We start from the raw sequence: 24980 nt of genomic DNA, 5'->3' as shown, positions 1-24980 counted from the left end.
CTGCCCGTGTCCGTGCGATCTGACTGACGCGCCCCTCCAACGAACGCTCTTTGGCAACAGCAAGGGAGACCCGGCGATGATCAAGGCCTTCGTCGTCGACAATGATCGCCTGCGCCTGGTCGACGATCTCCTGCAGAACAGCGACACTGTGGTCTGGGTCGACCTCTTCAACCCGACAAAGGAAGAAGAGACGACAATTGAGACCTGGCTCGGCATCGCCGTTCCGACCCGCGAAGAGATGGAAGAGATCGAGATCTCGAGCCGTCTCTACGTCGAGGACGGCGCCTACTTCATGACCGCCATTCTGCCTGCGCAGACCGAGGTGGACGATCCGTTGATGTCGCCGGTTACCTTCGTGCTCGCCGGCAGCAGGCTGATCACCGTGCGGTACCACGAACCGAAGGCGTTTAAGACCTTTCCGCAGCGCGCCGAGAAGGTGGCGACCGGTTGGACCAGCGGTGACACCATCCTGATCGGACTACTGGAGGCGATCGTCGACCGCCTCGCCGACATTCTGGAGCGCGCCGGCCGCGACGTCGAGGCGATCTCGCGCGACATCTTCGAGGCACGCTCGACCAAGGTTTCCAAGCGCAACCGCGACTTCCAGGAGCTGTTGAAAGGCATTGGCCGCAAGGAGGATCTCGCCTCCTCGGTCCGCGACAGCCTGATCTCGCTGCAGCGCCTTGCCGGCTTCCTCGCCCATGCCTCCACGCAGACCAGGATGAGCAAGGATACCCGCGCCCGCATCAAGACCTTGTCGCGCGATGTGCTGTCGCTCGCCGACCACGCCACGTTCCTGTCGCAGAAGATCAGCTTCCTGCTCGACGCGACGCTCGGCATGATCTCGATCGAGCAGAACGCCATCATCAAGATCTTCTCCGTCGCCGCTGTCATCTTCCTGCCGCCGACGCTTGTCGCTTCAATCTACGGCATGAATTTCGACATCATCCCCGAGCTCAAATGGCACTTTGGTTATCCCTTCGCCATCGGCATGATGGTGCTTTCGGCAATCCTGCCCTTCTGGTATTTCCGCCGCCGCGGCTGGCTGTAGGGTCATCAATACCTCCGCTGCGGCTTGGGCGCCGCAGGCTGGCGCACTAGAAATTGCTTGACCAAATGCCGCGCTGCCTGCATCCGGGACCCCGACCCGCAGCGATCGTACAATCCTGAACAGGATTTCCAGACCATGACCGCAAAGACCTGGGCTTATGAGGATTTTGTCGAGGGCGCTTCGCTCGACCTCGGCACCAAGCTGGTAAGCGCCGCCGAAATCATAGAATTCGCCGGCGAGTTCGATGCCCAGGCGATGCATCTCGACGAGGCTGCGGGTAAGGCCAGCATCCTCGGCGGGCTGGCGGCTTCGGGTTGGCACACCTGCGCCATGTTCATGCGCATGCTGTGCGATGCCTTCCTGCTCGACTCGACCTCCCAGGGCGCGCCAGGCGTCGACCAGGTCAAATGGAAACGGCCGGTCCTGGCCGGCGACCTGTTGAGCGGCAGCACCACCGTCCTTGCCAAGCGCCTGTCTAGATCGAAGCCCCGGCTTGGCCTGGTGACCATGCGCAGCGAGTTGTTCAACCAGCGCGGCGAAGGTGTTTTCGAGCTCGAAAACACCGTCATGTTCCTCACCCGCGAGGGCAGTGCGTGAGCCTCGACGAATTCTTCTGCATCGGTATCACCGTCACGCTCGGTTCGCATCGATTCGAACCGGAGGCGATCAAGGCGTTCGCCCGCAAATACGATCCGCAAGTTTTCCACATCGATGAAGAGGCGGCGAGGAACAGCATATTCGGCGGGCTCTGTGCCTCGGGCTGGCACACCGCCGCCACCTGGATGAAATTGAACCTCCAGGCTGGCATAGAGGCAGAGGTCGCCCGCTGGCCCGGCCCCGGGCCGGTGCCGGAATTCGGCCCCTCGCCCGGCTTCAAGAACCTCAAATGGCCCAAACCTGTCTATGCCGGGGAAACCGTGACTTTCACCCGCACGGCGCTGGCCCACCGCCCCATTTCCTCGCGACCGGGCTGGCGGCTGCTGACGCTCCGCTCAGAGGCCTTCGATTCGACGGGCGACAAAGTCATCGAATTCGAAAGTGCCGTGCTGGTGAAGGTGGGGTGAGCGGAATTCTTCCCTTCTGCCACGGGGGAGAAGGAAGAAACGCTCAATGCCCCTCAAACCCGATCAGCGTCCTCACCGGCACGCCGAGCCCCTCTAACCTCTCGCGGCCGCCAAGGTCCGGCAGGTCGATGACGAAGCAGGCGGCGAGAATGTCGGCGCCGATCTGCCGCAATAGCTTGACGGCCGCCTCCGCCGTGCCGCCGGTGGCGATCAAATCGTCGACGAGGATTACCTTCTCGCCCGGAGAAACACCGTCCTTGTGCATCTCCATCTCGTCCAGCCCGTATTCCAGGCTGTAGGCGACGCGCACCGTCTCGTAAGGCAACTTGCCCTTCTTGCGGATCGGCACGAAGCCGGCTGAGAGCTGGTGGGCGATGGCGCCGCCGAGGATGAAGCCGCGCGCCTCGATGCCGGCGATCTTGTCGATCTTCAGGCCGGCATAGGGATGCACCAGTTCGTCGATCGCGCGGCGGAAGGCCCGCGCATTGCCGAGCAGCGTGGTGATGTCGCGAAACAGGATGCCCGGCTTGGGATAATCCGGAATGGTGCGGATCGCGGCAAGCAGCGTCTCTTCGAGCGAGGACTTCATCAAGCGGCTCTCCGGGCCATTCAGATTCGGCTAAAGACGTGAAAGGAATTGGCCAATCGTAACCCGGTGCAGCCAAGTCCGGCTACCGCCATGTGACGCCTGACGGAAAATTGTCCGGCAAAGGGCCTTGTTCAGCGCCGGCTGCGATGAATCGACATGCCTGCAATGAAAAGGGCGCCTTTCGACGCCCTCGCATTCTCTTATATCGTAGGGCTCAGTGCGCCACGCCGGCCCACACCTTGCGCTTGGTCAGGTAGACCAGTGCGCCGAACAGCAGCAGGAAGACCAGTACGCGAAAGCCGGTCTTCTTGCGGTCCTCGAGGTGCGGTTCTGCCGCCCACATCAGGAAGGCCGACACGTCGCGAGAATACTGGTCGACCGTCTGCGGCGCCCCGTCATCATAGGTAACCTGGCCGTCGGAGAGCGGCTTCGGCATCTTCAGCGACACGCCGGACAGGAAGTACGGATTGTAGTGCGTGCCTTCTGGTATGACCATGCCCGCCGGCGGCTGTTGGTCATACCCGGTCAGCAGCGAGTGGATGTAGTCGGGGCCGCCCTGGGCATATTGCGTAAAGATGTCGAACACGAAGCGCGGGAAGCCGCGCTCGACGCCGCGCGCCTTGGCCAGCAGCGACATGTCGGGCGGTGCTGCACCGCCATTGGCCGCCGCCGCCGCTTCCTCGTTGGGGAACGGCGGCGGAAAATGGTCGGACGGCTTGCCGGGACGATCGAACATGTCGCCGGCATCGTTCGGGCCGTCATGGATCGTATATTCGGCCGCCAGCGTCTTGATCTGCGCATCCGAATAGCCAAGGCCTTCCAGCGTACGGAACGCCACCAAATTCATCGAATGGCAGGCCGAGCAGACTTCCTTGTAGACCTTGAGCCCGCGCTGCAGCTGGGCCTTGTCGTAGGTGCCGAATGGCCCGGCGAAGCTCCAGTCCATTTCCTTCGGTTCGTCAATCGGGAAATGCGTCGGCGCCGCCTCATTGTGCGCCTCTTCCTGGGCGCTCGCTCCAGTGCCTGTGGCCCCAATGCCCGCGGCCACAAGGCCAAGCAGCGCCAACGAGGCGAGAATCTTCTTCATGCCATATCCCCTTGAGATTCTCTGACGCGCGGTCATCGTCCCGAGCATGATCTTGTCCGAAAACCGGTTTCCACTTTTCGGGATCATGCTCAGCCTTTGGTTTCCGGCGCGGCCGTGGCGCCGGCAGGATGTCCACCGCCACCCTTGTTCTTCTCGAGCACCGCCTCGGTGATCGAATTCGGCAGCCGCCGCGGCGTCTCGATCAGTCCAAGCACCGGCAGCGCTACCAGGAAGAAGGCGAAGTAGAACAGCGTCGCCATCTGCGCCATGAACACATAGCTGCCCTCGGCCGGCTGCGAGCCCAGCCAGCCGAGCAGGATGGCGTCGGCCATGAACAGCCAGAAGAACAGCTTGTACCAGGGCCGGTAGACAGCCGAGCGCACCTTCGAGGTGTCGAGCCACGGCACCAGGAACAGCATTACAATCGCGCCGAACATGCAGAGCACGCCGCCGAGTTTGGAGTTGATGGGCCCGATATTGAAGGTGATGGCGCGCAGGATCGCGTAGAACGGCAGGAAGTACCATTCCGGCACGATGTGGGCCGGCGTCTTCAGCGGGTTGGCCACGGTGTAATTGTCCGGATGGCCGAGATAGTTCGGCAGGTAGAAGACGAAATAGGCGAAGAAGAACAGGAACACGATCATGCCGAACCCGTCCTTGATGGTCGCGTAAGGCGTGAAGGCGAGCGTGTCGGTCTTCGATTTGACCTCGATGCCGGTCGGATTGTTCTGGCCAACGACATGAAGCGCCCAGATATGCAGCACGACGACGCCGGCGATCATGAACGGCAGCAGGTAATGCAGCGCAAAGAAGCGGTTCAGCGTCGGATTGTCGACCGCGAAGCCGCCAAGGAGAAGCTGCTGGATCCAGTCGCCAACCAGCGGTATGGCGGTGAAGAAGCCGGTGATGACGGTGGCGCCCCAGAAGCTCATCTGGCCCCAGGGCAGCACATAGCCCATGAACCCGGTCGCCATCATCAGCAGGTAGATGATGCAGCCGAGGATCCACAGCAGCTCGCGCGGCGCCTTGTAGGAGCCGTAGTAGAGGCCACGGAAAATATGGATGTAGACGGCGACGAAGAAGAACGACGCGCCGTTCGAATGCAGGTAGCGCAGCAGCCAGCCCGAATTCACGTCGCGCATGATCTTCTCGACCGAATCGAAGGCGAGAGTGCTGTCGGCCGCGTAGTGCATGGCCAGCACGATACCCGTCAGGATCTGCGCCGCCAGCATGAGCGCGAGGATGCCGCCGAAGGTCCAGGCATAATTCAAATTGCGCGGCACCGGATAGGCGATGAAGCTGTCATAGACCAGCCGCGGCAGGGGCATGCGCGAATCGAACCAGCGTCCGATGCCGGTCTTGGGCGTATAGGTCGAGTGTCCCTCGCTCATCGAAATATCCCTTGCCTCAGCCGATACGGATCTTGGTGTCGGAAATAAACTGGAACACCGGTACCGCCATGTTCTCGGGTGCCGGCCCCTTCCGGATGCGGCCGGCGGTGTCGTATACGGAACCGTGGCACGGGCAGAACCAGCCGCCGAAATCGCCTTCCTGGCCGAGCGGGATGCAGCCGAGATGGGTGCAGACCTGGACCATCACCATCCACGCTTCCTTGCCCGGCGTGGTGCGGTTGGCGTCGGTCGCCGGCGCGTCGGCCGGCAAATTGGCGTTGCGGGCAATTGGATCCTTGAGCTCGGCGAGATTGACCGCCTCGCCGTCCTTCATCTCTTGCTCAGTGCGGTTGCGCACGACCACCGGCTTGCCCCGCCACTTCACAACGAGCGACATTCCTGGCGTCAGCGAAGAGACGTCGACCTCAACCGAGGCAAGGGCCAGCGTCGAGGCATCCGGACGCATCTGATCGATGAACGGCCAAGCGACGGCGCCCGCGCCGACCACCGCGGCCATGCCGGTGGCGACGTAGAGAAAATCACGACGGTTGGGATCCTGGGTGTCGGTTGCGCTCACGGGTGCCTGATCCTTTCGCCTCTTCCATGCCGGCGGCCGAGCCTTGTTCCCGCTCAATCGCGCCGGCCCGACAGCGCATGGCGAACAGGCTAGCGAATTCCTCCGGCATTTGGGACTTGGGTTTATGCGTGAAGCCTGTTTTTGTCCAGACGGGTGAAGGCACAAGGGCAGATTGTCGCGGGGACGTAATTTGCCCGATGGAATGATTGGAAAATCGCAGGAAAACCAAACGACTGCGTTCGCCTCGACAGCGGGCGCTGGCGCGGTTTATCCTCGCCCTATGGCGCATGTTATAGACCGCGACAAATGGGCCGAAGCGCCCGACCACTGGCAGGGCGAGTTGCAGTGCGGCGCCTACGGCTCCAACAGCTGCCTGATCTTCAACTACCTGCCTGAGATCGGCGGCGGCCCCAGGCTGCACAGCCATCCCTATTGCGAGATTTTTATCATCCGGACCGGGACCGGCCTGTTCACCGTCGGCGACCGGCAGATCGAGGCCACATCCGGCCAGATCCTGATCGTACCGCCGGACACGCCACACAAATTCACCAATCTCGGGCCAGGCCCGCTGGAAACCACCGACATACACGAGAACGGCAGCTTCATCACCGAGTGGCTGGAATAACGCCTCCCAAACCGATTCCGGTTCGGATCATACGCTGGCGCCGAGCCTGGCCAGCACGGCCTTGGGAATATTGTATTCCCGGATCACCGCGTCGTGCTTGCGCAGGCCGCAGAGTTCGCGCTGGATGAAATAGCCGTGCACCGCTTCGGCTGCGTCCTTGAGCAGCTGGGCTCGATCGTCGCTGTCGCCATTCTCGCGCAGCCTCGTCAGTGTTTCCTCGACGCGCCGGCCGGCGCGGCCGAGCGCTGCCGCCTTTTCGCCGAGGATTTCGTGGCCAAGCAGATCCAACGCGCTCTCCTGCGCGCCGGACCGTCCGAAATTCGATGGCATTCTCACCGCCATGGCTCACTCCGGTTTATGGAAAACTACTCCGCCGGCCGGGTCTCGGCCAACGCGCTCTCTTCGTTGAACAGGAAGCCGCCGGACTGCCGTTTCCACAGCCGTGCATAGAGCCCGTCGAGCGCAACCAGTTCGTCATGCGTGCCTTGTTCGACGATGCGGCCCTCGTCGAGCACCACCAGCCGGTCGAGTGCCGCGATGGTCGACAGCCGGTGCGCGATGGCGATGACTGTCTTGCCTTCCATCAGCCTTGCCAGATTCTCCTGGATTGCCGCCTCGATGTCGGAATCGAGCGCCGAGGTCGCCTCATCGAGCACCAGGATCGGTGCGTCCTTGAGGAAGACGCGGGCGATCGCCACGCGCTGGCGCTGGCCGCCCGAGAGCTTGACGCCGCGCTCGCCGACAAAGGCTTCATAGCCAGTACGATCGCGACTGTCGCGCAGGCCGAGGATGAACTCCTGCGCCTCGGCCTTCTCCGCTGCCGCGATCACCTCGGCGTCGGTTGCTTCCGACATGCCGAGCTTGATGTTGTCGCGCAAGGAACGGTGGAAAAGTGCCGTATCCTGGCTGACGACGCCGATATTAGCGCGCAGCGAATTCTGCGTGACCCTGGAGACGTCCTGCCCGTCAATGGTGATCTTGCCGCTCTCGAGGTCGTAGAGGCGCAGGATCAGGTTGACCAGCGTCGTCTTGCCTGCGCCGGACGGCCCGACCAGTCCGACCTTTTCACCCGGCCGCACCACGAGGTCGATGCCGTTGAGCACGCCGGACCCCTTGCCGTAATGGAACTCGACGTTTCTGACGTCGATGCGCCCACCGCCAACGAGAAGCTCTTTCGCGTCGGGCGCATCGGTCAGGCCGAGCGGCTTCGAGATCAGCGCCTTCGAGTTTTCCAGCACGCCGAGGTTCCGCAAAATACTGTTGAGCTGCATCATCAGCCGGCCGAGCAGCATGTTCAGCCGCAGCACCAAGGACAGCGTGAAGGCGACGGCGCCGACGGTGATCGAGCCTTCGACCCAGAGATAGACGGCAAAGCAGGCGATCGCCGTGATCATGATCCCCGACAGCATGGTCAGCGCCATGCGCACGCCGGTCAGCCGGCGGGTGAACGGGCGCAGCGCGTCGAGATAGATGTCGAAGCCGTTCCTGATATAGCGGTCGTCGCCATCGGCCGAGAACAGCTTCAGCGTCTGCACGTTCGAATAGGAATCGACGATGCGGCCGGTGATCATCGAGCCGGCTTCGGCGGTGGCCTCGGCATGCTTGCGGATCGCCGGCAAATAGCGTCTGGCCAGCAGGCCGAAGGCTGAGATCCAGATCACCACCAGCACCGCCAGCCTGAGATCGAGCCCGGCGACCAGCGCCAGCGTCGTCACCGTATAGACGACCATGAACCAGACGACCTCGATGAAGCTTTCCATCAGATCGCCGGTCGCCTGCCCCGCCTGCCAGACCTTGGTCGCGATACGTCCGGCAAAATCGTTCTGGAAGAAGGCGTAGGACTGGCGCGACACATGGCGATGCGCCTGCCAGCGCACCAGATTATAGAAACCCGGCGTGATCGTCTGCTCGTCGACCAGCGCCGACAGGCCGACGACGATGGTGCGGATGACCAGCACCACGGCGATCATGAAGACAAGTTCGGGGCCGGCGGCAGTCCACAAGGCATGCCAGCTACGTTCGCCAGGAAGCTGGTCGAGGATGTCGACCAGCCGCCCGACGAAGTAGAACAGTCCGGCCTCGACCAACGGCGCGATGCCGCCGATCACCAGCATGGCGAAGAAAGCGATCTTCGCCTGCCCGACATAGTGCCAGAGGAAACCCCTGACGCCGGCAGGTGGCCGAAGGTCCGCGGGCTCCCGGAACGGATAGACCCAGTTCTCGAACCAGCGGTAGATGGCAGTCATCATTCGGCGGCTTCACCCTTGGCGAGTGCATCGTTGGCGGCTGCATCGTTGGCAGAGGGGCCGTCGTCGAGCAGGAAGCCGCCCGACTGGCGCTGCCAGAGCTGGGCGTAGAGCCCGCCGCTGGCAACGAGTTCCTCATGCGAACCTTCTTCGATGACGCGGCCCTTGTCCATCACGACGAGCCGGTCCATGGCGGCGATCGTCGACAGCCGGTGCGCGATGGCGATGACGGTCTTGCCTTGCATCAGTTTGTAGAGGTTCTCCTGGATGGCCGCCTCGGCCTCGGAATCGAGCGCGGACGTCGCCTCGTCGAGAATGAGGATCGGCGCGTCCTTCAGCATAACGCGGGCAATGGCAATGCGTTGCCGCTGGCCGCCGGACAATTTGACGCCGCGATCGCCGACATGCGCGTCGAAATTCTTGCGGCCACCGGCGTCCGAAAGCCCTGATATGAAATCAAGCGCTTCGGCGCGGCGTGCCGCCTCGACCAGCATCTCGTCACTGGCGTCCGGCCGGCCATAGAGGATGTTCTCGCGCACCGAACGATGCAGCAGCGAGGTGTCCTGCGTGACCATGCCGATCTGGGCGCGCAGCGAGTCCTGCGTCACCGCCGCGATGTCCTGGCCGTCGATCAGGATCTTGCCGCTTTCAAGGTCGTAGAAGCGCAACAGAAGATTGACCAGCGTCGACTTGCCGGCACCCGAACGGCCGACGATGCCGACCTTCTCGCCCGGCTTCACCGTCAGCGACAGGCTTTCGATCACGCCCTTCTGCTTGCCGTAGTGGAAGCGGATGTCCTCAAAACGGATCTCGCCCTTGGTCACGGCAATATCCTTGGCCCCAGGCCTGTCTTCGACGAGGCGGGGCAGCGAGATCGAGCTGATGCCGTCTTGCACCGTGCCGATATTCTCGAACAGCGTGGACATCTCCCACATGATCCATTGCGACATGCCCCACAGCCGAAGCACGAGGCCGATGACTAGGGCGACGGCGCCGATCGTTACGGCCTGGCCGAGCCACAGCCACAGCGAGATCGCCGTGACCGAAAACAACAGCAGCGAATTCAGGATGTAGAGCAGGCCGTAGAGCTGCGTCACCAGCCGCATCGACCGATAGACGGTATCGAGAAAGCCGGCCATGCCTTCCCGGGCGAAGGACGCTTCGCGCCGCGCATGCGAGAACAGCTTGACCGTCTGGATGTTGGAGTAGCTGTCGACGACACGGCCGGTCATGGTCGAGCGCGCATTGGCCTGCTCCTCACCGACCTTGCCCAGCCGCGGGATAAAATAGCGCAAGAGCAGGACATAGCCGGCAAGCCAGACGGCAAGCGGCGCCGCCAGCCGCCAGTCTGCCGAGCCGACGATGAACAGCATGCCGAGAAAATAGACGACGATATAATTGAGCACGTCGATGAGCTTGATGACGCATTCGCGCACCGCGAGCGCAGTCTGCATCAGCTTGGTCGCGATGCGTCCGGCGAACTCGTCCTGATAGAAGCTCATCGACTGCTTGAGCAGATAGCGATGCACCTGCCAGCGGATACGCATCGGATAGTTGCCCATCAGCGTCTGCTGGTTGAGGAGCGAATGGAACCAGACCGTCGCCGGCAGCGCGAAAACCACGATGAAGGCCATGCCGGCCAGCTTCAAGCCTTCGGTCTGCAGGAACGTCTCGCGATTCTGCGCCGACAGCCAGTCGACGATCCGGCCCATGAAGCCGAACATCCACACCTCAGCCAGCGCGATGGCCGTCACCAGCACCGCATCGAGAGCGATGTAGGGCCACGCGCCGCGCGTATAATGCACGCAGAAGGCGATCAGCGTCCTCGGCGGCTCGACCGGTTCCGCAGCCGGAAACGGATCGAGCCTTTTTTCAAACCAGCTAAACATAGTGATGCTCACAATATTGTTTCCGCTCACGCGGCACGGGAACGGACGACGTGCCCAGACCGCATGGCGTCAAGGACCGGCGATACGGAATCGTCCGCCTCGCCGGTCCTGCTTCGCGCTATATAGGTTGTCGCGGGCCTTTCGCCGACAGTTTCGTTTGACGATGCTGACGACGTTTTGACGATCCGGATTTTCGCGCCGGTTTTTGCACCAGGCCGGATGAGCCTGATGATCCGGCGCACCAGCGACGGCCGGCTATAGTCCGGAACGGCATGCGAGAAATCGACGTCCGGCAGCATGCCGCGATGCGGACGCTGGCGGGTCTCGGCGTGAACCGCCGACGAGTAGGTCTCGCCGATTAAAAGCGCCCAAGTCGCGGTTTTGCGCTCGTGCAGGCTTCTTGAGCCGGGTATTCTACAGGGATCGAACATCGGTCCGTCCTCCAGTTGAAGATGCAGATAGAAGGGTGAACCAACCCGGACCGTGGGCACGCGCCGCGCGGCAAGGGTGATATCGGTCGAAGCACGTTCAGGTGGGGCGTTCAGCCCCTTCGACAGCTTGAAAAACATCGCCGGATTCCTTCGAAGGCCGAAAAAGGTTTCGGCGGGAATCGGTGCGATTGAAGTCTAGAAGTTCAGGAGAATCGTCGTACCGAAACCGCCGTCGGGCTGGTAAGCCCACGAGAGGGGTGGTGGATGTGCATGGCCATCATGAATTACCCCTTCATCGGTTCGGGTTGACAATGCTGGCCGTATAACCGACTTCGCAGAAAATGACCACCCGCCAGTCCAGGAATTTCCAAAACCGCGAGAGCTCTGTGGCTGATCTGCCACTTATTAGAAAGACGCGGAAATGAACGACCGTCTCCGCATTGCGCTCTACCAGCCGGATATCGCCGGCAATACCGGGACTATCCTGCGCTTCGCCGCTTGCCTCGGCCTTGGGGTCGACATCATCGAACCGACCGGCTTCCCGCTCTCCGACCGGGCGCTGAAACGGGCCGGCATGGACTATCTCGAAATGGCGGCGCTGACCCGGCATGTCGACTGGCACGCCTTCGAGGACTGGCGTAAAGGCGAAGCGCGGCGGCTGGTGCTGCTGTCGACCAAAGCCGCGAGCGCCTATACGGATTTCGTCTTCACCGGCGCCGACGTTCTTCTGTTCGGCCGCGAATCCGCAGGCGTTCCGGATCATGTCCACGAGGCGGCGGATGCGCGACTGACCATCCCGATGCAGGGCACCGCGCGCAGCATCAACGTCGCGCTTTCCGTCGCCATGGTGGCTGGCGAGGCGATGCGGCAGCTTGGATAGGATTTGCAGACCGTCAGCGCGCGCGGCGAGTACGGCCGCTTTCTGGTCGACGACTGCGCCCTCGCTTGTCATTCTAACCCAGGCGCACATCGCCTTCTCCTGCGGTTTGCCTATCCAGAATTTCTTCGTTACAAGCTCAACTTAACTTGAGGTCAAGCGGAAAATCGGAGATGGCTGCGGCAACGGAATTAACAGTCGGCCAGGTGGCGATGCGCAGCGGCGTCGCGGTGTCGGCGCTGCATTTCTACGAAGCGCGCGGGCTGATCCGCAGCCACCGTACCGCCGGTAATCAGCGGCGCTACGGCCGCGACGTGCTGAGGCGTGTGGCGATCATAAAGGTGGCGCAGGAGGTCGGCATTTCGTTGGCCGAGATCGGCACAGCACTTCGATCACTGCCTGAAGGCCGAACGCCGACGCGCGAGGACTGGAATCTGCTGTCGACGGCTTGGCGCGACGAACTCGACCAGAAGATTGCCCAGCTCAAGAAGCTGCGCGACGGGCTGACGGACTGCATCGGCTGCGGCTGCATGTCGATTGACAAATGCCCGCTGCGGAACAAGGGCGATCGGCTGAGCACCCGGGGGCCGGGAGCGAGACGGCTGTTGATCGAGCGTTAATCCGCCGCCGGCAGCCGCCTGATGGTGAATTCGATGACGTCGCCCGGCCGCTCGAACCAGCTTTCGATCTCTGTCCAATAGGCCTGCTTGGGAAAACGCTCGAACCACTCTTTCGCCTTGAGGCGCGCGTCGGAGCGCGGCAGCACGAAGGTCTCGCGCAGGAAGCCGTCGCGCGGCATGCGCGCGTTCTCGGCGCGCGAACGGTCGAGCCTTTTCTTCAGGCCATCCAGCGGCGGTCTTGCCGGGGTGCGCACGAAAGAACTCCATTCACACTTGACCCTTGCATCCAAGAGATTAGGGATCGCGGCCGGAAAAGACGAGTCATTTGTCGGGCGCGCCCGCAACCGGAGACAGCATTTGCAACGACCCGAGATACCGGCGGGGCTGCCAGCCGACATCGAACAGAAGAAGACGAAGGCACGGCTGTGGTTCGAGACGTTGCGCGAGCGCATCTGCGCCAGCTTCGAGCAGATCGAGCAGGACCTGCAGGGGCCGCAGGCCAGCTGGTCGCCCGGCCGCTTCGAAAAGACGCCGTGGCAACGCGATGCCGGCAACGGTGGCGGCGGTATCATGTCGATGATGCATGGCCGCGTCTTCGAAAAGGTCGGCGTCCACACCTCGACCGTTCATGGCGAATTCTCGCCCGAGTTCAGGAAGCAGATGCCGGGCGCCGACGACGACCCGTCCTTCTGGGCGAGCGGCATTTCGCTGATCGCCCATCCGTGGAACCCCAACGTGCCGGCCGTGCATATGAACACGCGCATGGTCGTCACATCGCGCCTGTGGTTCGGCGGCGGCGCCGACCTGACACCGGTGCTCGATCGCCGCCGCAGCCAGGACGACCCCGACACGATCGCCTTCCACAGGGCGATGCAATTTGCCTGCGAGAAGAACGCGGCGATCGCCGACTTCGCGAAATTCAAGGCCTGGTGCGACGAGTACTTTTACCTGCCGCACCGCGACGAGCCACGCGGCACCGGCGGTATCTTCTTCGACTGGCTGCATTCGGGCGAGGACAAAGGCGGCTGGGACGCCGATTTCAACTTCGTCCAGGATGTCGGGCGATCCTTTCTCGTCGTCTACGGGCATCTGGTGCGCGCCAACTTCAACGACAACTGGACCGATGGCGACCGTGACGAGCAGCTCATCCGCCGCGGCCGCTATGTCGAATTCAACTTGCTTCACGATCGCGGCACCATCTTCGGGCTGAAGACCGGCGGCAATGTCGCCTCGATCCTGTCCAGCCTGCCGCCAGAGGTGAAATGGCCGTAAAATCTCGGTGAGCGCGACGTGAGCCGCAATCGGGTCCAAATCCCGAGAATTTGACGGCGAATGTGGCGCAAGGCGCGCCAGAAAATATCTTTTTCGTCTAATATACTATTGAAAAGATTGGGCTATTTGTCGCGTCGGGCCGGGAAACGCCGGCGGTTCTTACCCCCCGAGAGCTGCGACCCGACGTGACCGGACGGCCCATGATTAAGTGGGGTACCTCTCCCAAGCAGGTGCCCGCATTTTCCAGGAGAGCATGCCATGCGCAAGCTTATTATGACCGCAGCCGCTGCTGCCGTTCTCGCCTCTGGTACCGCCGCATTCGCCGCGGTCAAGCACACCACCGGCACGATCAAAAGCTTTGATGGAACGGCGATGAGCCTAGTTCTGGATAACGGAGCCACCTTTACGTTGCCCCAGACCTTCAAGGATCCTGGCCTGAAGGTCGGCGAAAAGGTCCGCGTCACGTGGGATATGAGCGGCAAGGACAAAATTGCCGAGGCAGTCAAGATCGTGAAGTGATGGCCTGCCCGCTGGAGCAAGACAACGTCTTGCCTCGGAGGTAGCGTAGAGGGCGGAGCAGCGATGCTCCGCCTTTTCGCAAACCCGTACACTAGAACGCCGCTTGTCGGGTTGGACGCGCGGCGCTCTAAGGCAACCAAAACCGTTCGATCGTGTTATGCTTAGCTGGCCAGCGTATAACCCGAATGCCGGAACCCGGTTTCGAGATCATGCGCGAGATCAAAGGTCTGGAGCTTCCGTGTCAGTGCGCTGCGCGGCGCTCCAAGGAGGAAATGAGGAGAAGCCGATGAAGGAATTCCATTGCGGGTCGCTCGTACCCGGCTGCGAGTGGCACACACGCGCCGAGGAGGAGGCAGAGGTCATGCGTCGTGCCGTCGAGCATCTGCGCGAGACGCATGGCGAGACGGTGATCCGCGAGACGATGATCGAGGCGATCCGCTCGCGCATCGAAAAGGTCCGCGACGCAGCGTGATGGTTAGGATTGGAGTGCCTCTGCGGCGCGCTTGAGCAGCGCGCCGCGATCAAGCGCAAAACCGGACTCGACCCATTCCTTTTCAAGATTCTTCAACGTTGCACCAAGCTTCGGCCCCGGTGAGGCGCCAAGTGTCGTCAGATCGGCGCCCTTGACCGGAAAAACAGGGCTTTGCCATTTTGCGGCGAAGGCAAGCAGGCGCGAGAAGCCGCCGGCTTCGAGCAGTGCGTCATTGTCTTCGACCGCGCGGGCTCGAGCGGAAGCGAGCGACAGCCGCAACCGATCGACAAAGCCTTGGCGGTCGCCAGAATAGAGCTTTTTCGCCAACTCTCCTTCGGTTGTTTTCGGATCGATGGCAGCTGTCATCGCCCAGTACCGCAGGCGGCTTGCCTCGCTCACGGAAAGCCTCAATCTCTCGGCAAGCGTTTTCATGCGCGCGGCATCCGGCGGCACGATGGCTTCCAGCCTGAGCAGCGGGTCCGGCGCCCAGGCCAGATCCTTCTCGGTCTTGGTCAGCCCGTGGATGGCATCAATGCCCCATTTCTCGCTTTCCGGCAAAACGCCGGTCAGAACGCCGGCCTGGCGCATCCACAGCAGCGCCCGCGACGGATCTGGCGCTGACAGCAATTTCTTCAACTCCCACCAGACGCGCTCGACCGAGAGCTGGTCGAGCCCCTGCTTCAGCCGGGCGCAAGCCTTCAACCCTTCGGCATCCGGCCTGCCGTCCCCATACCAGGCGAAAAAGCGGAAGAAACGCAGGATGCGCAGATAATCCTCGCGGATGCGCGCTTCCGGATCGCCGATGAAGCGCAGCCGCCGCGCTTCGATATCGGCGATACCGCCGACCAGATCGACGACAGTTCCGTCAGCTTCGGCGTAGAGTGCATTGATGGTGAAATCGCGCCGCTCCGCGTCGGCTTTCCAGTCGCGGCCGAACGACACTTTGGCGCGGCGGCCGTCGGTTTCGATATCGGCACGAAGCGTGGTGATTTCATAGGCCTTGCCGTGGGCGACCGCGGTGACGGTGCCATGCTCGATGCCGGTCGGCACCGTCTTGAAGCCTGCCGCCTCGGCGCGCCGGATGGTTTCCTCGGGCACTGTGGTGGTGGCGATGTCGATGTCGGCAACCGGCTGTCCGATAAGCGCATTGCGCACGGCACCGCCGGCGACACGCGCCTCCTCGCCACCGTCAGTCAGCGCGGCGAGCAAGCGCTGCAAGTGGCTTTCGCCGAGCCAGCCGGCCTTGCCCGCGATCGACACCGGATCGCTCACGAATAGAGCCTTTCATAAAGCGTTCGGATGATGCCCGCAGTAACGCCCCAGATGCGCTGGCCGCCATAGGGCATCTCGTAAAAGAACCATTCGAGGTCGTTCCACATGCGGCTGTCCCTGGTGTGGTTGGCGGGGTCCATCAGAAAGCCCAGCGGCACCTCGAAGACGGCATCGACTTCGTCGGAATTCAGCGTCAGGCTGAAACCGGGCCGCACAATCCCGAGCACCGGGGCGATGCGATAGCCGCTGCCGGAGACGTAGTCCGGCATGCGGCCGAGGATCTCGATATAATCCCCATCGAGACCGATCTCCTCGAACGTCTCGCGCAATGCCGCCGCTTCCGGGCTCACATCGGTTGGATCGATGGTTCCGCCGGGGAAAGCCACCTGCCCTGAATGGTTGCGCAGCTTTTCCGCCCGCCGGGTCAAAAGGACCGTGGCCTCGTGGCCATGGTCGACCACCGGGATCAGCACGGCGGCATCGCGCAGCGCCTTGGCCAGCTTCAGCCTGGGATGACCCGGATTGAAGCGGTGGTCGCCAAAATCGTCACCGGCATGCGCCTGCGGCTGCGCCACGACGCGCTGGCGAAACTCGGCGGCGGAAAATGGCACCGGCGTCACCTGATCCATCATAGGCGGTCCATCATGCGCTCAGCCGTTTCAGTTTCTCAGCCGGCATGATCGGATAGACCTCGCCTTTGGAACGGACGGCAAACATCGTCTTGCCGCCGATGTCGATCTCTTCGCCGTGCTCGACCAGCTCGTACATCACTGGCCGCGCCACCAGCGCTTCCAGCCGCCCGCGCACCAGCACATAGGGCTTCAGGCCACCTGTCTCGTCCTCGTCGACGAATCGCAGCGGATGCTCCGCCCCAGCCTCGACCACATCGCCGACATTGGTACGAAAGGTGATGATTTGCCCGTCGCCGGCGCCCGACACATCCATCTCGACGGCGATGAAGGGCGCGTCGGCGACGCGGATGCCGACCTTTTCCACCGGCGTCACCAGATAGGTCTTGCCGTCGTCGTCCTTGCGCAGCACCGAGGAGAAAAGCTGCACCAGCGGCATCCGGCCGATCGGCGTTCCCAGATAGAACCAGGTGCCGTCCTGCTTGATCTCCATGTCGAGATCGCCGCAAAATGCCGGATTCCAGCGTTCCACCGGCGCCGGCCCCTTGCCGGCGCGCGTCGCGCGCGAGACCAGCGCCTCTAGCCCACGCGCCTCGGTCGCGGCCGTCAGGCTCTCTTCACGATGCTCGGCGGCTTCTGTCATGGTCACGAAATAGTCACTGTTGTTCCGCTTGTCAGCCTAAGTCTGTGATTTAAGTTCTTTGCAGGCGCCATGCGAGGCCGAATCGCGGCATTCTGCGGCCCCCAAGGTGCCAAGCGGTATTTCCAACCAGAAGGATCGATGCTGCATGAGCGTTATGATCAAGGAAAGCCCGATCAGCGAAAAGGACATGGTGGCGCAGGCCGAGAAGGCGCTGGCTGACATTTCGAGGGTCCGCGACGGCGTCGGCCGGGTCATCTTCGGCCAGGAAAGCGTCGTCGAGCGCACGCTCGTCGCATTGCTGGCAGGCGGCCATGCACTGCTGGTCGGGGTGCCCGGCCTTGCCAAGACCAAGCTGGTCGAAACGCTGGGCATCGTGCTCGGCCTCGATTCGCGCCGCATCCAGTTCACGCCCGACCTGATGCCATCCGACATTCTCGGCTCAGAGGTGATGGAGCAGGATGAATTCGGCAAGCGTTCGTTCCGCTTCATTTCCGGACCGATCTTCGCGCAACTGCTGATGGCCGACGAGATCAACCGCGCCTCGCCGCGCACCCAGTCGGCGCTGCTGCAGTCGATGCAGGAATACCACGTCACCATTGCCGGCGTGCGCCATGACCTGCCGGCGCCGTTCCATGTTCTGGCGACGCAGAACCCGCTGGAGCAGGAGGGCACCTATCCGCTGCCCGAGGCTCAGCTCGACCGCTTCCTGATGCAGGTCGACATCCTTTACCCCGAGATCGAGGCGGAGCGCCGCATCCTGCTGGAAACCACCGGCATCGAGGATGCCAAGGCCGAAAACGTGCTGCAGCCGACGCGGCTGAAGGACATCCAGACGCTCATCCGCCGCATGCCGGTGCCTGAAAGCGTCGTCGAGGCGATCCTCAAGCTGGTGCGCTCGGCGCGTCCCGGCCAGGGCAACGCCGATACCGACAAGCACGTCGCCTGGGGCCCGGGCCCGCGCGCCAGTCAGGCGCTGACGCTGTGCGCCCGCGCCCGCGCCCTCTATGACGGCCGGCTGGCGCCGTCGGTCGACGATGTCCGCGCACTGGCCGAGCCGGTGCTGCAGCACCGCATGGCGCTGACCTTCGCCGCCCGCGCCGAGGGCACCACGGTACGCGACGTCGTGGCGAAGCTCGCGAAAGGGATTTGATGGCGCGCATCGGTGAAGCGCAGGCACCGACAGCGACGCGCGATGCGCTCGCCAGAGGCCGGTTGCGGGCTTCCCTGGTGCCGGACCTGCTGGTCGAGGCGCGCCGCATCGTCAACACGGTGATTGCCGGCTGGCATGGCCGTCGCAAGCGCGGCATCGGCGAGAATTTTTGGCAGTTCCGGCCCTATGTCGAAGGCGATTCCTCGCGCATCGACTGGCGCCGCTCGGCGCGCGACGACCACACCTATGTCCGCGACCGCGAATGGGAGGCCGCCCATACGGTGTGGCTGTGGGCCGACCCCTCGCTTTCCATGCTCTACAAATCGACCGGAGCCAGCGTTTCCAAGGAGTCGCGCGCTCTGGTGCTGGCGCTGGCCATGGCCGAGCTTTTGTCGCGCAGCGGCGAGCGCATTGCCTGGCCGGGCCTGACCGACCCGTTCACCGCCCGCAATGGCGCCGAGCGCATCGCGGCGCAACTGATGCACGCCGCCGACCTGCCGGCAAAGCCCGACCTGTCCGGCATCCGCCGCTTCTGCGACATCGTCATCGTCAGCGATTTCCTCGACCCGGTTGAGGACACCATAGCCTGGCTGGACGTGCTCGCCCGCCACGGCGTGCGCGCCCATCTGATCGAGGTCGCCGATCCGGCCGAGGAAAGCTTCCCCTATGCGGGGCGCACCGAATTCACCGATCCTGAGACCGGCGACAAGCTGACCGCCGGCCGCGCCGAAATGCTGGGCGAAGAATATCGCCTGCTTTATGCCGCCCGCCGCCAGGAACTGGCCGCGTGGTGCAAACGGCTTGGCTGGAGCTTTACCGTCAATCATACCGACCGCCTTGCCTCCGAGGCGCTGGTGCGCATCCACATGGCGATGACCGCCGAGGGCGCCTTTGCCGGGAGGGCTCGCGCATGAGTTGGCTGCCGCTCTCCTTCGGGGCGCCGATGGTGCTGTGGGGCCTGCTGGCGCTGCCGGTGATCTGGTGGCTTCTGCGGCTGACCCCGCCCAGGCCGCAAACCGAGGTGTTTCCGCCGCTCAGGATTCTCGCCCGCGTGCTGAGGCGCGAAGAAACGCCGCAGCAGAGCCCGTGGTGGCTGACGTTGCTCAGGCTGCTGATGGCCGCGCTTATCGTGGCAGCACTTGCCGAGCCCGTCTTCAACCCGCGCGAAAAGCTGCCGGCCGAGGGCGCTGCCCTGGCGCTGGTGATCGACAATGACTGGGCAAGTGCCGCCGACTGGGGTAAGCGCGTCGCCACCGCCGAGCGGCTGATCGCCGATGCCAATTCGAACGGTGTGCCGGTGCTCATCGCTTTCACCGCCGAGAAGCCGAATGCCGAGATCGGTCCCTTCGATGCCGCTGCCGCGCTCAACCGGCTGCGCGCGGCAAAGCCGCGCCCGATCCCGACCGACCGCCCCGCCGTCTATGCCCGCGTCGCATCAGCCCTGGAGTCGCTGCCGGGCACCAGCGTTGCCGTGCTCGCCGATGGCCTGGCGGCGCAAGGCGACGAAGCCGCCTTCAACACGCTGTTGTCGAAGAACGCAGCACGCGTCGTCTGGGCCGTCTCCGACCGACTGTCGCTGACCGGCCTGACCGGCGCCGATAACCAGGTCGACGGCTTCGCCCTGACCGCCATCCGCGCACCGGGCGATCCGGCACCTGCACAGGTGACGGCCGGCGCCTTCGACGACAAGGGCCGCCGCATCGCCGACGCGACGCTGACCTTTGCCCCGGGCATAACCACCGCCACCGCCACGATGGCGGTGCCGTTCGAACTCCGCAACGACTTCGCCTACATCGCGCTCGATGGCGAACGCCAGGCCGGTGCCGTCCGCGTGCTCGATGAGAGCTCGAAACGCCGCCGCGTCGGGCTGCTGTCGCAGGCCGAGGCCGACCAGGCGCAACCGCTGCTGTCGCCGCTCTACTACATCCGCCGCGCCCTGCAGCCCTTCGCCGATCTCGTCGAGCCGTCCAGCGTCGATCTCGCCGATGCCATCCCGCAACTGCTCGATCAGAAACCGGCGATGATCGTCATGGCCGATGTCGGCACCATTCCGGAACAGGCCCGGGAAAGGCTGGTCGACTGGGTCGACAAGGGCGGCACGCTGGTGCGTTTTGCCGGTTCGCGGCTCGCCGCTGCCGGCAATGACGACGACCTGCTGCCGGTCCGGCTCCGCACAGGCGAGCGCTCGCTGGGCGGCGCGCTGTCATGGACGGCGCCGCAGCCGGTCACCGAATTCCCGAAAACCGGCCCCTTCGCCGACCTCGCGCCGCCCACCGAGGTCACCGTCACCAGGCAGGTGCTGGCCGAACCGACGCCCGATATCGTCGAGCGCACCTGGGCCACCCTTGCCGACGGTACGCCGCTGGTGACCGGGATGAAGAAGGACAAGGGTACGCTCGTGCTGTTCCACGTCACCCCCGAGGCGACATGGTCCAACCTGCCGATCTCCGGCAGCTTCGTCGAGATGCTGCGGCGCATCGTGCAACTGTCGCGCAACCAGGGAGCGGCGGTCGCCAATGCCGAAGCCGCCGCCACGTCGCTGGCACCTTATCGCATGATCGCCGCCGACGGCACGCTGGTGCCGCCGACGCCGGACGCCAGGCCGCTGGTGCCCGGCGCCGGCCCGCTGCCGGTGACGCTGGAAAACCCGCCCGGCCTCTACGGCTCCGAGACGGGGGTATTCGCTCACAATCTGCTCGGTGGCGACAGCGCATTCACGCCGCTGGCCCGGCCTGAGATCACCGTGCCGGTCACCACCGTCCAGTATGCCTTCGACGAGCAGCGCAACCTCAAAGGTCCGCTTGTCACGGCCACCCTGGTGCTGATGGTGCTCGACACGCTTGCCGTATTCTGGATGGGCGGCCTGTTGTCGCGCCGCCCGCGCCGTCCCGGTGCTGCGGCGACGGCAGCCGTCCTGCTGATTGCGCTCGGCGCCTTGATTGGCCACGCGGACGTCGCGCGTGCCGACGACGCCAAACCGGGAGATACGGAGGCGATCGGGGACATTTCAAAGACCCGGATCGCCTATGTGCTGACCGGCGAGCCGGGTGTCGACTCGATCAGCCGCGCCGGGCTCGAAGGCCTGACCCGCTTTCTCATCGAAAAAACCGCGCTCGAACCCGGAGCACCGGCCGGCGTCGACATCTCGAAGGACGAACTGTCCTTCTACCCGCTGATCTACTGGCCGATCGATCCCGCCGCCCCGATGCCGAGCGAGGCCGCCATCGCCCGTATCGACGCCTATATGCAGCAGGGCGGAACGGTCTTGTTCGACACCCGCGACCAGTTCGCCAACGGCATTGGTGCGGATTCGACCAGCCCCGCAACGGAGCGGCTGCGCGACATCCTCGGCAACCTCAACGTGCCACCGCTGGAACCGGTGCCTTCGGACCACGTGCTGACCAAATCCTTCTACATCCTTCCAGAGTTTCCCGGCCGCTTTGCCGGCAGCCCGCTTTGGGTCGAGGCATCGCTCGAAGCCAGCAACACCGAGCACCGCCCGGTGCGCACCGGCGACGGCGTTTCCCCGATCATGATCACCGCCAATGATTTCGCCGGCGCCTGGGCGGTCGACGAGAATGGCGACCCGCTATTGCCGACCGTGCCGTCGGATCCGATGCAGCGCATCTATGCGCTGCGCGCCGGCGTCAACATCATGATGTACATGCTGACCGGCAACTACAAATCCGACCAGGTGCACGTCCCGGTGCTGCTCGAACGGCTGGGGCAATAGACCATGAATTGGTCGCTCGCCTTCGAACCGCTCATCACTTGGCCGCTGCTCGCCGTGGTTCTGTTGCCGCTGCTGCTGCTGGCGCTGGTCGGCCTTTGGTTTCGCCAGCGCGGCGCGATCTTCCGCCTGGCAGCCCTGATTGCGCTGGCTGCGGCGTTGCTCAATCCGGTATTCCTCGACGAAGAGCGCGAGCCGCTGAAAAGTATCGTCGCCGTCGTCGTCGATCGCAGCCAGAGCCAGGATATAGGCGACCGCACCAAGCAGACCGACGCGGCCTTGGCCGGGCTTCAGCAGCGTCTCGGCCGCTTCAAGCAGTTCGACGTCCGTGTCGTCGAAGCCGGCAAGTCCGAAGCCGCCGACGAGCGCACCGAGACGCGGTTGTTTTCCTCGCTCGAAAATGCTTTCCGAGACGTGCCGCCGTCGCGCATTGGCGGCGCCATCATGATCACCGACGGCGAGGTGCATGACGCGCCGCTTGGCGCACCCGACTTCAATGCCCCTCTGCATGCGCTGATTACCGGCAACGACCATGAAAAGGACCGTCGCATCCGCTTCGAGAATGCGCCGCGCTTCGGCCTCGTCGGCAAGCCGCTCGACATGACCTATCGCGTCATCGCCACCAACAACGAAACCGGCCCGGTCGATGTCCGCGTATCGGTCAACGGCGAGCAGGTATCGGTCGAGCACGCCAACATCGGCCAGGCGATGCCGCTGCAGGTGACCATTCCCAGCGCCGGGCGCAACATCGTCGAACTCGCCATCGACCACGAACCGGGCGAACTCACCGATACCAACAACCGCGCCATCGCGCTGATCGACGGCATCCGCGAAAATCTGCGCGTGCTGCTCGTGTCCGGCGAACCACATGCCGGCGAGCGCACCTGGCGCAATTTGCTGAAATCCGACGCTTCGGTCGACCTCGTGCACTTCACCATCCTGCGCCCACCGGAAAAGCAGGACGGCACGCCGATCAACGAGTTGTCGCTGATCGCCTTCCCGACACGCGAGCTGTTCGTCGAGAAGATCAAGGATTTCGACCTGATCATCTTCGACCGCTATCAGCACCGCGACGTGCTGCCGATCCTCTATTACGACTACATTTCCGAATATGTCGAAAAAGGCGGCGCGCTGCTAATCGCGGCAGGCCCCGAATATGCCGGCGAAAGCTCGATCGCCCGCACGCCGCTGATGTCGGCGCTGCCGGCAATGCCGACCGGCGAGGTCATCGACAAGGCCTTCTACCCACGTCTCACCGATACCGGCCAGCGCCATCCGGTCACGCGCGGGCTCGACGGCTCCGCAACCGAGCCGCCGCACTGGAGCCGCTGGTTCCGCACCATCGGCGTCGAGAACCCCGAGGGCGAGGTGGTGATGAAGGGCGCCGACAACCGGCCGCTGCTGCTGCTCGACCGCAAGGGCGAAGGCCGCGTCGGCATGCTTTTGTCCGATCAGGGCTGGCTATGGGCGCGCGGCTTCGAGGGCGGCGGCCCGCATGTCCAGCTCTACCGACGCATCGCCCACTGGCTGATGAAGGAGCCCGAACTCGAGGAGGAGCGGCTGACCGCCGACGGCCGCGGCATGGTGCTTGAAATTCGCCGCCAGACGATGAGCGACGACCCCGGCCCGGCGCAGGTCATCACGCCGTCCGGCAAGGCACTGATCGTCAGGCTCGAGAAATCCGAGCCAGGCGTCTTCCTCGGCAGCGTCGAGACCAGCGAAATCGGTCTCTATCAGGTCGGCAATGGCGACCTGACGGCATTGGCCCATGTCGGGCCTGTCAACGCGCCGGAATTCACCGACGTCGTCTCCACCGAGAACCGGCTGAAACCGCCGGCTGAGGCAACCGGCGGCAGCGTTCGCCGACTGGCGCCGGCCTCGGCGATTGGCAATCTCACCAGCACTGTCACGCTGCCCTCCATCGTCCCGGTTCGTGCCTCGGGCGCTGCCTCCGGCAACGACTGGATCGGCCTGCGCACCACCGACGACAGCGTGCTCAAGGCCGTCTCGCGCGTGCCGCTGTTCGGCGGCTTCCTCGGCCTCGGCCTGCTGCTTCTGGCGATGGGCTCGATGTGGTACCGCGAAGGACGGTAGTTCCCTTCTCTCTCCCTGCAAACGGGGCGAGGGAGGAGGTCTATTCCTCCGGCTCCGTCGTGAACATCAGCGGGTAGCCCTTAGCCTTGCCGGCATCGGTTGCCCGCGCCGCCTTGGTCTCGGCGACATCCCTGGTGAAGACGGCGACGACACAGACGCCGCGCCGGTGAGCGGTGATCATAACCCTATGTGCCTGGTCTTCACTGAGCTTGAACTCGGCCTTGAGCACCGTCACGACGAATTCGCGCGGCGTGAAGTCGTCATTGACCAGGATGACCTTGTAGAGCTTCGGCCGTTCGACCTTCGGCTTCGTGCTGGTACGGGGTTTTGTCGTGATTTCAGGCATTGGACCGGCAATTGCGTACGACAGCTTTGCGGTCATTTTGACATGGGCAAAAGCGGTCGTCCATTCAACCGCGCGCGATCGGCCGTAGTGTCTGCACGCCAACAAAGATGACCGCTCCAGGCAAATCGCAACTGGAGCGGTCTTCTCATACGGCAGAAGATGTCGCTTGATCAGGCCTTCGGAGCTGCCTTGACCGCGTGCTTCTTGTGCTTCTTGACGGTCTTCTTGGCAGCGACCTTCTTCACGGCCTTGGCCGGCGCAGCGGTCGTCGTTGTCGTCGCAGCCGGGGTGGTGGTCGCGGCATTGGCGCTGCTGGCGCCGAGAACCGGCATCGAGAGGGCCAGCGCGATGGCGAGACCGAGGGCGGAGAGGAGGGACTTTTTCATGGCTTCACTTCCTTTTTGTG

The 24980-nt window shown here is 63.7% G+C and carries 27 protein-coding genes; 13 read left to right on the top strand and 14 right to left on the bottom strand.

Features of this window, described 5'->3' with window-relative positions; genetic code table 11:
• The first annotated feature begins 76 nt into the window (after positions 1 to 76).
• The 3 genes from corA to NKH37_RS06730 all read left to right on the top strand — a co-directional run bounded on the left by corA (position 77) and on the right by NKH37_RS06730 (position 2115).
• Positions 77 to 1051, top strand: a complete 975-nt coding sequence (gene corA / locus NKH37_RS06740) for a magnesium/cobalt transporter CorA (protein WP_353004839.1) — start codon at positions 77 to 79, stop codon at positions 1049 to 1051.
• A 135-nt stretch (positions 1052 to 1186) separates the two neighbouring features.
• On the top strand, positions 1187 to 1648 hold the full coding sequence (locus tag NKH37_RS06735) for a MaoC family dehydratase (RefSeq protein WP_352482086.1): 462 nt from the start codon (positions 1187 to 1189) through the stop codon (positions 1646 to 1648).
• Positions 1645 to 2115, top strand: coding sequence for a MaoC family dehydratase (locus NKH37_RS06730; RefSeq protein ID WP_352482085.1), 471 nt, complete (start codon positions 1645 to 1647; stop codon positions 2113 to 2115). The genes NKH37_RS06735 and NKH37_RS06730 overlap by 4 nt, the downstream gene beginning before the upstream one ends.
• A gap of 43 nt (positions 2116 to 2158) precedes the next feature.
• Here NKH37_RS06730 and NKH37_RS06725 read toward each other — a convergent pair whose 3' ends face one another.
• The 4 genes from NKH37_RS06725 to petA all read right to left on the bottom strand — a co-directional run bounded on the left by NKH37_RS06725 (position 2159) and on the right by petA (position 5759).
• Complete coding sequence (locus tag NKH37_RS06725; protein ID WP_023719203.1) at positions 2159 to 2704, bottom strand: adenine phosphoribosyltransferase; 546 nt, start codon at positions 2702 to 2704, stop codon at positions 2159 to 2161.
• Positions 2705 to 2918: 214 nt separating this feature from the next.
• Positions 2919 to 3791 carry a cytochrome c1 gene (locus tag NKH37_RS06720; RefSeq protein ID WP_023719204.1) on the bottom strand — a complete coding sequence of 291 codons (873 nt, stop codon included), beginning with the start codon at positions 3789 to 3791 and terminating at the stop codon, positions 2919 to 2921.
• An 89-nt stretch (positions 3792 to 3880) separates the two neighbouring features.
• On the bottom strand, positions 3881 to 5182 hold the full coding sequence (locus tag NKH37_RS06715; RefSeq protein ID WP_352482084.1) for a cytochrome b: 1302 nt from the start codon (positions 5180 to 5182) through the stop codon (positions 3881 to 3883).
• Between the two features lie 16 nt (positions 5183 to 5198).
• Positions 5199 to 5759: a ubiquinol-cytochrome c reductase iron-sulfur subunit gene (gene petA / locus NKH37_RS06710; protein ID WP_023719206.1), complete on the bottom strand. Its 561-nt coding sequence runs from the start codon at positions 5757 to 5759 to the stop codon at positions 5199 to 5201.
• 280 nt (positions 5760 to 6039) lie between these two features.
• Between petA and NKH37_RS06705 the strand changes: the two genes are divergently transcribed.
• A complete protein-coding gene (locus NKH37_RS06705; RefSeq protein WP_023719207.1) occupies positions 6040 to 6384 on the top strand; it encodes a cupin domain-containing protein in 345 nt (114 codons plus the stop codon).
• A gap of 27 nt (positions 6385 to 6411) precedes the next feature.
• Here the strand turns inward: NKH37_RS06705 and NKH37_RS06700 are convergent, their stop codons facing one another.
• From NKH37_RS06700 to NKH37_RS06685, 4 genes are read right to left on the bottom strand one after another with little or no spacing between them, the layout of a single operon-like run.
• Positions 6412 to 6726: a DUF6665 family protein gene (locus tag NKH37_RS06700; protein ID WP_023719208.1), complete on the bottom strand. Its 315-nt coding sequence runs from the start codon at positions 6724 to 6726 to the stop codon at positions 6412 to 6414.
• A gap of 23 nt (positions 6727 to 6749) precedes the next feature.
• Positions 6750 to 8633, bottom strand: a complete 1884-nt coding sequence (locus NKH37_RS06695; RefSeq protein WP_352546823.1) for an ABC transporter ATP-binding protein — start codon at positions 8631 to 8633, stop codon at positions 6750 to 6752.
• A complete protein-coding gene (locus NKH37_RS06690; RefSeq protein WP_352482081.1) occupies positions 8630 to 10519 on the bottom strand; it encodes an ABC transporter ATP-binding protein in 1890 nt (629 codons plus the stop codon). Before NKH37_RS06690 ends, NKH37_RS06695 begins: the two co-directional genes overlap by 4 nt.
• Before the next feature lie 26 nt (positions 10520 to 10545).
• Complete coding sequence (locus tag NKH37_RS06685; protein WP_352482080.1) at positions 10546 to 11088, bottom strand: hypothetical protein; 543 nt, start codon at positions 11086 to 11088, stop codon at positions 10546 to 10548.
• A gap of 283 nt (positions 11089 to 11371) precedes the next feature.
• On the opposite strand from NKH37_RS06685, the gene NKH37_RS06680 reads away from it, so the two are divergent.
• A complete protein-coding gene (locus tag NKH37_RS06680; RefSeq protein WP_023719212.1) occupies positions 11372 to 11830 on the top strand; it encodes a tRNA (cytidine(34)-2'-O)-methyltransferase in 459 nt (152 codons plus the stop codon).
• A 170-nt stretch (positions 11831 to 12000) separates the two neighbouring features.
• Positions 12001 to 12447 carry a redox-sensitive transcriptional activator SoxR gene (gene soxR / locus NKH37_RS06675; RefSeq protein WP_023719213.1) on the top strand — a complete coding sequence of 149 codons (447 nt, stop codon included), beginning with the start codon at positions 12001 to 12003 and terminating at the stop codon, positions 12445 to 12447.
• On the opposite strand, the gene NKH37_RS06670 is transcribed toward soxR, so the two are convergent.
• A complete protein-coding gene (locus tag NKH37_RS06670) occupies positions 12444 to 12701 on the bottom strand; it encodes a hypothetical protein (protein WP_023679487.1) in 258 nt (85 codons plus the stop codon). The two genes, soxR and NKH37_RS06670, sit on opposite strands and share 4 nt — an antisense overlap.
• Before the next feature lie 103 nt (positions 12702 to 12804).
• Between NKH37_RS06670 and hemF the strand changes: the two genes are divergently transcribed.
• The 3 genes from hemF to NKH37_RS06655 all read left to right on the top strand — a co-directional run bounded on the left by hemF (position 12805) and on the right by NKH37_RS06655 (position 14710).
• On the top strand, positions 12805 to 13719 hold the full coding sequence (hemF, locus tag NKH37_RS06665) for an oxygen-dependent coproporphyrinogen oxidase (RefSeq protein ID WP_023719215.1): 915 nt from the start codon (positions 12805 to 12807) through the stop codon (positions 13717 to 13719).
• A 258-nt stretch (positions 13720 to 13977) separates the two neighbouring features.
• On the top strand, positions 13978 to 14238 hold the full coding sequence (locus NKH37_RS06660; RefSeq protein ID WP_023679489.1) for a DUF1344 domain-containing protein: 261 nt from the start codon (positions 13978 to 13980) through the stop codon (positions 14236 to 14238).
• 286 nt (positions 14239 to 14524) lie between these two features.
• Positions 14525 to 14710 (top strand): DUF1059 domain-containing protein, encoded by a 186-nt coding sequence (locus NKH37_RS06655; RefSeq protein WP_023679490.1) that lies wholly within the window; start codon positions 14525 to 14527, stop codon positions 14708 to 14710.
• 3 nt (positions 14711 to 14713) lie between these two features.
• Here the strand turns inward: NKH37_RS06655 and NKH37_RS06650 are convergent, their stop codons facing one another.
• Genes NKH37_RS06650 through NKH37_RS06640 form a run of 3 tightly spaced genes read right to left on the bottom strand, consistent with a single transcriptional unit; the run spans position 14714 to position 17254 of the window.
• Positions 14714 to 15982: a CCA tRNA nucleotidyltransferase gene (locus NKH37_RS06650; RefSeq protein ID WP_352496082.1), complete on the bottom strand. Its 1269-nt coding sequence runs from the start codon at positions 15980 to 15982 to the stop codon at positions 14714 to 14716.
• Entirely contained in the window at positions 15979 to 16611 is a 633-nt protein-coding gene (locus tag NKH37_RS06645) for a CoA pyrophosphatase (RefSeq protein ID WP_352496081.1), read from the bottom strand. Before NKH37_RS06645 ends, NKH37_RS06650 begins: the two co-directional genes overlap by 4 nt.
• Before the next feature lie 13 nt (positions 16612 to 16624).
• A complete protein-coding gene (locus NKH37_RS06640; protein WP_023719218.1) occupies positions 16625 to 17254 on the bottom strand; it encodes a DUF1285 domain-containing protein in 630 nt (209 codons plus the stop codon).
• Between the two features lie 145 nt (positions 17255 to 17399).
• Here NKH37_RS06640 and NKH37_RS06635 point away from each other — a divergent pair, with 145 nt between their 5' ends.
• Genes NKH37_RS06635 through NKH37_RS06620 form a run of 4 tightly spaced genes read left to right on the top strand, consistent with a single transcriptional unit; the run spans position 17400 to position 24228 of the window.
• A complete protein-coding gene (locus tag NKH37_RS06635) occupies positions 17400 to 18404 on the top strand; it encodes an AAA family ATPase (protein WP_023719219.1) in 1005 nt (334 codons plus the stop codon).
• Complete coding sequence (locus NKH37_RS06630; RefSeq protein WP_353040869.1) at positions 18404 to 19318, top strand: DUF58 domain-containing protein; 915 nt, start codon at positions 18404 to 18406, stop codon at positions 19316 to 19318. The genes NKH37_RS06635 and NKH37_RS06630 overlap by 1 nt, the downstream gene beginning before the upstream one ends.
• Positions 19315 to 22137 carry a DUF4159 domain-containing protein gene (locus tag NKH37_RS06625; RefSeq protein ID WP_023719221.1) on the top strand — a complete coding sequence of 941 codons (2823 nt, stop codon included), beginning with the start codon at positions 19315 to 19317 and terminating at the stop codon, positions 22135 to 22137. Before NKH37_RS06630 ends, NKH37_RS06625 begins: the two co-directional genes overlap by 4 nt.
• Before the next feature lie 3 nt (positions 22138 to 22140).
• Positions 22141 to 24228 carry a membrane protein gene (locus NKH37_RS06620; RefSeq protein WP_023719222.1) on the top strand — a complete coding sequence of 696 codons (2088 nt, stop codon included), beginning with the start codon at positions 22141 to 22143 and terminating at the stop codon, positions 24226 to 24228.
• Between the two features lie 40 nt (positions 24229 to 24268).
• Here the strand turns inward: NKH37_RS06620 and clpS are convergent, their stop codons facing one another.
• Positions 24269 to 24574, bottom strand: coding sequence for an ATP-dependent Clp protease adapter ClpS (gene clpS / locus NKH37_RS06615; protein ID WP_023719223.1), 306 nt, complete (start codon positions 24572 to 24574; stop codon positions 24269 to 24271).
• A 170-nt stretch (positions 24575 to 24744) separates the two neighbouring features.
• Positions 24745 to 24960 carry a hypothetical protein gene (locus tag NKH37_RS06610; protein WP_023719224.1) on the bottom strand — a complete coding sequence of 72 codons (216 nt, stop codon included), beginning with the start codon at positions 24958 to 24960 and terminating at the stop codon, positions 24745 to 24747.
• Positions 24961 to 24980: the final 20 nt, after the last annotated feature.

The sequence above is a fragment of the Mesorhizobium sp. M1217 genome (assembly GCF_040318275.1).
Taxonomy (GTDB): Bacteria; Pseudomonadota; Alphaproteobacteria; order Rhizobiales; family Rhizobiaceae; genus Mesorhizobium.
Note: the sequence above shows the minus strand (reverse complement) of the source record. Positions and strands in the feature narration are given on the sequence as shown.

Excerpts from the sequence above, each read along its gene's own strand:
- corA (WP_353004839.1), top strand. The coding sequence starts at position 77 with ATGATCAAGGCCTTCGTCGTCGACAATGATCGCCTGCGCCTGGTCGAC.
- NKH37_RS06735 (WP_352482086.1), top strand. The coding sequence starts at position 1,187 with ATGACCGCAAAGACCTGGGCTTATGAGGATTTTGTCGAGGGCGCTTCG.
- NKH37_RS06725 (WP_023719203.1), bottom strand. The coding sequence starts at position 2,704 with ATGAAGTCCTCGCTCGAAGAGACGCTGCTTGCCGCGATCCGCACCATT.
- NKH37_RS06720 (WP_023719204.1), bottom strand. The coding sequence starts at position 3,791 with ATGAAGAAGATTCTCGCCTCGTTGGCGCTGCTTGGCCTTGTGGCCGCG.
- NKH37_RS06715 (WP_352482084.1), bottom strand. The coding sequence starts at position 5,182 with ATGAGCGAGGGACACTCGACCTATACGCCCAAGACCGGCATCGGACGC.
- NKH37_RS06705 (WP_023719207.1), top strand. The coding sequence starts at position 6,040 with ATGGCGCATGTTATAGACCGCGACAAATGGGCCGAAGCGCCCGACCAC.
- NKH37_RS06700 (WP_023719208.1), bottom strand. The coding sequence starts at position 6,726 with ATGGCGGTGAGAATGCCATCGAATTTCGGACGGTCCGGCGCGCAGGAG.
- NKH37_RS06695 (WP_352546823.1), bottom strand. The coding sequence starts at position 8,633 with ATGATGACTGCCATCTACCGCTGGTTCGAGAACTGGGTCTATCCGTTC.
- NKH37_RS06690 (WP_352482081.1), bottom strand. The coding sequence starts at position 10,519 with ATGTTTAGCTGGTTTGAAAAAAGGCTCGATCCGTTTCCGGCTGCGGAA.
- NKH37_RS06685 (WP_352482080.1), bottom strand. The coding sequence starts at position 11,088 with ATGTTTTTCAAGCTGTCGAAGGGGCTGAACGCCCCACCTGAACGTGCT.
- NKH37_RS06680 (WP_023719212.1), top strand. The coding sequence starts at position 11,372 with ATGAACGACCGTCTCCGCATTGCGCTCTACCAGCCGGATATCGCCGGC.
- soxR (WP_023719213.1), top strand. The coding sequence starts at position 12,001 with ATGGCTGCGGCAACGGAATTAACAGTCGGCCAGGTGGCGATGCGCAGC.
- NKH37_RS06660 (WP_023679489.1), top strand. The coding sequence starts at position 13,978 with ATGCGCAAGCTTATTATGACCGCAGCCGCTGCTGCCGTTCTCGCCTCT.
- NKH37_RS06655 (WP_023679490.1), top strand. The coding sequence starts at position 14,525 with ATGAAGGAATTCCATTGCGGGTCGCTCGTACCCGGCTGCGAGTGGCAC.
- NKH37_RS06645 (WP_352496081.1), bottom strand. The coding sequence starts at position 16,611 with ATGGATCAGGTGACGCCGGTGCCATTTTCCGCCGCCGAGTTTCGCCAG.
- NKH37_RS06640 (WP_023719218.1), bottom strand. The coding sequence starts at position 17,254 with ATGACAGAAGCCGCCGAGCATCGTGAAGAGAGCCTGACGGCCGCGACC.
- NKH37_RS06635 (WP_023719219.1), top strand. The coding sequence starts at position 17,400 with ATGAGCGTTATGATCAAGGAAAGCCCGATCAGCGAAAAGGACATGGTG.
- NKH37_RS06630 (WP_353040869.1), top strand. The coding sequence starts at position 18,404 with ATGGCGCGCATCGGTGAAGCGCAGGCACCGACAGCGACGCGCGATGCG.
- NKH37_RS06625 (WP_023719221.1), top strand. The coding sequence starts at position 19,315 with ATGAGTTGGCTGCCGCTCTCCTTCGGGGCGCCGATGGTGCTGTGGGGC.
- NKH37_RS06620 (WP_023719222.1), top strand. The coding sequence starts at position 22,141 with ATGAATTGGTCGCTCGCCTTCGAACCGCTCATCACTTGGCCGCTGCTC.
- clpS (WP_023719223.1), bottom strand. The coding sequence starts at position 24,574 with ATGCCTGAAATCACGACAAAACCCCGTACCAGCACGAAGCCGAAGGTC.
- NKH37_RS06610 (WP_023719224.1), bottom strand. The coding sequence starts at position 24,960 with ATGAAAAAGTCCCTCCTCTCCGCCCTCGGTCTCGCCATCGCGCTGGCC.